This is a genomic window from Paraclostridium benzoelyticum, from assembly GCF_001006285.1.
Classification (GTDB): domain Bacteria; phylum Bacillota; class Clostridia; order Peptostreptococcales; family Peptostreptococcaceae; genus Paraclostridium; species Paraclostridium benzoelyticum.
The window spans coordinates 1-4,476 of sequence record NZ_LBBT01000076.1 but is presented as its reverse complement, the minus strand read 5'-3'; the positions used below and the strand labels follow the sequence as shown (position 1 = coordinate 4,476).

Here is a 4,476-nt window from a genome sequence, read left to right as displayed (position 1 = left end):
AAATAAAAAAATAAAATAACTGAGCTAAAACTTATCAATAATATTTAATACCAAAAATATAAAACAAGTAGCTCAGTTACATTATGATTAGTAGTAAAATATTAACTTTTTATGTTATTTTCATTATTATCTTGTTTAATTTCCCATTCTATAACAAAGGTCATAAGAACTCTAAGTAAAAATACAGCACCTAAAATAACAAGTTCATCTAATGTTTTAACCAAAACGGTTTTTAAAATTTCAGCGGCTAATTTAAATTCAAGACCTGTGGCCATAGCCGTAGCAAATTGGTGTTTTACACTAACCTCTATTTTAAATAAAACTTTCCTAATATAGTAATAGAATGCTGTAAATGCTCCTATAGATATAACTACAACGCCCATAAACTCAAAAACACTTACTAAAATAGGAATGTATTTATTCATAAGTTCTTCTAGCATAAAAATCCTCCTAAATTGAAGAAAATATCGTTATTAATAGTATTAGTGAGATTAAGATAATTATTAAAAATATTTATTAAAGAAGCCTTTTCTATCAAGTACGAGAATAGCAACTATACCTATTATCAATATAAGCGTAGATGCAATACCAGCTTCAGGTCCAAAAACACCACCAGATAGAAGCTCATTTCCAGTTAAATTAAAATCAAATAAGCTTCCAATAGAAACATTTAACCCACTAACTTCAAATCCAAATAAATTACCTTGAGCAAAATTCCAAGCACTATGCATACCACAAGCACCCCAAAGGTCATTCGTTTTTATTACATATAAACCAAATAAATATCCAACTAGTATTATATTTAAAATGGCTATTATGTTAACATTGAGGTTAGATAGGTGAAGTAGACTAAAAAGAACAGATGAAATAAATAAACCAATATTTACATTGTAGCGTGCACTTAAAATATTCATAAGCCATCCTCTAGTTAAAATCTCCTCTGTTCCACCTTGAATTATCCAACCTATTAAAACAATAAATATGTTTAATAAAGCAAATTTACCTACAGGCTGAGAAGGAGATTGTTCTAAAGATACAAATCCAAATAAATATAGAACAAGTACGACTAAACTCATTAAAATTAGTCCTATTAAAAATCCTATCGAATATTTTCTAAACCAATTGTATTTAGAAAAACCAATTGAGCTAATACTTCTTTTTTCAATTTTTGAAACTCTAAAAAATACTAGTAAAGATATACCTAAAAAGCTTAGCAATGATGATAGTAGCATTAAAAAATCAGGGTTAGATGAAAATAGAGGAATACTACTTATTAACGAAATTAAGGGAATAATAACTATAGACCCTAAAATTGAACCTATATTTAGAAATAATAAAGCTAAAATTATTGCCCAAATAAAATTGGGTAGTTTTTTAGAACTTTTAGCTTTGTCTACTAAAGTTTCGTTTCTTATAAAGATAAAAAACACCTCCTAAATAGCTATATAATAATACTATCATAAATTATTGAATAAAGCTTTCTTATTAATGGTGATTTTAAAATTAGAAAAAAAAGAATAATTGAAAAAATACTGGAAATAATAACTAAAAGAAAAAATTAAAGGAGTGTATAAATATGTTATTAAAACAAATCTCATTAGTATTAGTTATTATAGGAGCTTTAAACTGGGGTTCCATAGGATTATTTGAGCTTGATCTTGTAGGATATTTATTTGGAGGAACATATTCAATGATAAGTAGAAGCATATTTACATTAGTTGGGGTAGCTGGATTATACTCTTTATATACTTTAGCTACATTAAAGGATGACAAAAACAGATAGAATTTATAATAAAATTCACACTAGAAGGTGTGAATTTTTTATTTTATTAGAAAACTTAAAATGTTTGATGAATGATATTGACTCTATACCTACTATAGACTTTATAATGTGTTTTAGGAAAAATAAATAGGAGGGAAATTATGGTTAGTGAATTTTTAAGATATGCAGTACCATCATCATTGGCAATGTTTATATCGTCATTATATACCGTTATCGATGGAATCTTTGTTGGCCAAGGTGTTGGAGACTCTGCATTAGCAGCTGTAAATATAGTTCTTCCATTTACTGTAGTTTTATTTGGGATTGCAAGTATGCTAGCAGTTGGAGGAGGCGCTTTAGTATCTAAGAATGTAGGTGCTGAAGATATAGACAAAGCAGTTGATATATTTAGACAAGTATTTAAGTTATTATTAATTATAAGTATAGTAACAAGTATAGTTTGTATTGTATTTACAGGGCCAATTGTAAGAATGTTAGGAGCAACGGATAATCTAGAACCTTTGGCAGTTGAGTACCTTAAGTATTATGCTATTTTTTGTACGCCTAACTTAGTAGGTATAGTATTAAATAGTTTTGTAAGAAATGACAATAGACCTAAACTTGCGATGGTTTCAACTATTGCAGGAGCTATAACTAATGTAATATTAGATTATGTATTTATATTTACTTTCGATATGGGAATTAAAGGAGCTGCAATAGCTACAGGCTTAGGACAAATAGTTACAGTAGCTATACTTCTTCCGCATTTCTTAAAGAAAAGAGGATATTTAAGCTTTGGAAATACATCTTTAAATAAAGACACAATAAAAGAAGTTTTAAACATTGGATTTCCATCGTTTTTTGGGCAAGCAAGTTTTTCAATCATAGTATTCTTACACAATATAGCGTTATCAAACTTTATGGGTGAAATAGGGATATCTACATATAGTATAATAAACTATATAACTACAAACATTTACATGGTTTTACTAGGATTAACATTTGGAGCACAACCTCTGATAAGTTATAATTTTGGAAGAAGAGATTCTAAAAAAATGTTAAAATTCTATGAAATTAATTGCAAGTGTTCATTAGTTGTTAGTATAACTGCTTCATTGATATGCTATGTATTTGGAAGAAGCATTGTTGGTATATTTACAACTGATCCAAATATAGCAAAACTTGGGTATCATGGTATAAAAATAGCATGTTTAGCCTATATAATAGGAAGTATAAATTTAAACACATTAGTTTATTATCAAGCTATTGAAATACCTAAATTTTCAAACTTAATTTGTTTATTTAGATCAATTATATTTTTACCTATCTGTTTAATTGTATTACCAAAGTTATTTGGTTTAAATGGAATATGGTCAAGTGTATTAGTTTCAGAATCTATAACATTTATAGTTATGTATATAATGGCTAATGTAAGAAGATATACGGCTAAAGTAATAAATGAATCGGATCAAAGTCAAAACATAGTTTTAGGTGATGCATCTAATATATAAATAAAAAACTGGACTCTATTTATAGGGTTCGGTTTTATTTTTTTAAAAAGGTAAAACAATTATATTATTAAAAATTAAATGGAGGATTAAATTGACATATATATAATTTTAGAAAAGCTACATTTGAAAACTTTAAAGCAGATTCAACGAATGGAATTTACGAGAAGTAATAAGCTTTTTTGGAAAATAATAAAATAGAGATATTTTAATTAATAAAGTTGTTATGAAATATAAATTCAATATATTTCATAGATTTAAGCTAACAGTATGCTAAAATATAGCAGAGGTGATTTAATGGTAAAATATTTATCTATTGGGCAAATGGCTAAACTAAACAATATATCGGTTCAGACTCTTAGACATTATGAAAAAGTTGAATTGTTAAAACCTTCATACATAAATGAAACTACAGGATACAGGTATTACTCTATGAAAGATTTTAGTACTATAGATTTAATAAAACAATGCAAAGCTATGGGTATGCCATTAGAAGAAATAAAGGAAGTAACACATAATTATACATCTTTAGAATCAATTTTTAATATACTTGGAAATCAAAAACAAATAATTTATGAAAAAATGAGAGAATTAGAAAATATAAAAAATAAAATTGAGTCTCTTGAAAACAAGATAAAAATTTCACTTGATCAGGGGCTTAACACTGTATTTATAAAATATAATGAAGAAAGAACTTTTAAAACATATCATTACAAAGATAGATATACGGATGAATTTGAAATTATTTTGAGAAAAGTATTATTAGAAGTAGAAAGAGACTATGAAAATGTAAATGCTGAAATTGCATTCACAACTTCATATAGTGATATGAAGTTAAATCATAATGTAGTTTATAAAAATGTAATGATAAATTTAGGTGAGAATAAAAATTTTATAGATGAAAAAATAATAAAAATACCTAAAGGCAAATACTTAACTATGTACTTTGATGATGCATATAGAGATTCAGGTAAATACTATGATGTAATTATGAGATATATAAAAGATAATGATATTGAAACTATAGGTGATTTTCACGAAATATATATAATGACTAGAGTTGGTATAGATGGAAAAGAAAAGTCACTTGGACAAATCGAAATATTAATGAAATAAAAAAGCTGGTATCTAGTAGGTTACCAGCTTTTTTATGCTTAATAAAATTATGATTACTAAAAAATTTGAATATCCTATAAAATTTAGTTA

At 26.2% G+C, this 4,476-nt stretch carries 6 protein-coding genes; 4 read left to right on the top strand and 2 right to left on the bottom strand.

Annotation, left to right across the window (positions count from 1 at the left end):
- Positions 1-101: 101 nt before the first annotated feature.
- Both VN21_RS03735 and VN21_RS19035 read right to left on the bottom strand, forming a co-directional pair.
- A complete protein-coding gene (locus VN21_RS03735; RefSeq protein WP_046822108.1) occupies positions 102-440 on the bottom strand; it encodes a DUF1622 domain-containing protein in 339 nt (112 codons plus the stop codon).
- A gap of 63 nt (positions 441-503) precedes the next feature.
- On the bottom strand, positions 504-1,076 hold the full coding sequence (locus VN21_RS19035) for a CPBP family intramembrane glutamic endopeptidase (protein WP_226896668.1): 573 nt from the start codon (positions 1,074-1,076) through the stop codon (positions 504-506).
- A 46-nt stretch (positions 1,077-1,122) separates the two neighbouring features.
- Here VN21_RS19035 and VN21_RS19030 point away from each other — a divergent pair, with 46 nt between their 5' ends.
- From VN21_RS19030 to VN21_RS03715, 4 genes are all read left to right on the top strand, one after another.
- Complete coding sequence (locus tag VN21_RS19030) at positions 1,123-1,437, top strand: hypothetical protein (RefSeq protein WP_226896667.1); 315 nt, start codon at positions 1,123-1,125, stop codon at positions 1,435-1,437.
- A gap of 139 nt (positions 1,438-1,576) precedes the next feature.
- Positions 1,577-1,783 carry a DUF378 domain-containing protein gene (locus VN21_RS03725; RefSeq protein ID WP_021431189.1) on the top strand — a complete coding sequence of 69 codons (207 nt, stop codon included), beginning with the start codon at positions 1,577-1,579 and terminating at the stop codon, positions 1,781-1,783.
- Positions 1,784-1,923: 140 nt separating this feature from the next.
- Positions 1,924-3,273, top strand: a complete 1,350-nt coding sequence (locus VN21_RS03720) for an MATE family efflux transporter (protein WP_046822107.1) — start codon at positions 1,924-1,926, stop codon at positions 3,271-3,273.
- Between the two features lie 294 nt (positions 3,274-3,567).
- Complete coding sequence (locus tag VN21_RS03715) at positions 3,568-4,386, top strand: MerR family transcriptional regulator (protein ID WP_046822106.1); 819 nt, start codon at positions 3,568-3,570, stop codon at positions 4,384-4,386.
- Positions 4,387-4,476 lie beyond the last annotated feature (90 nt).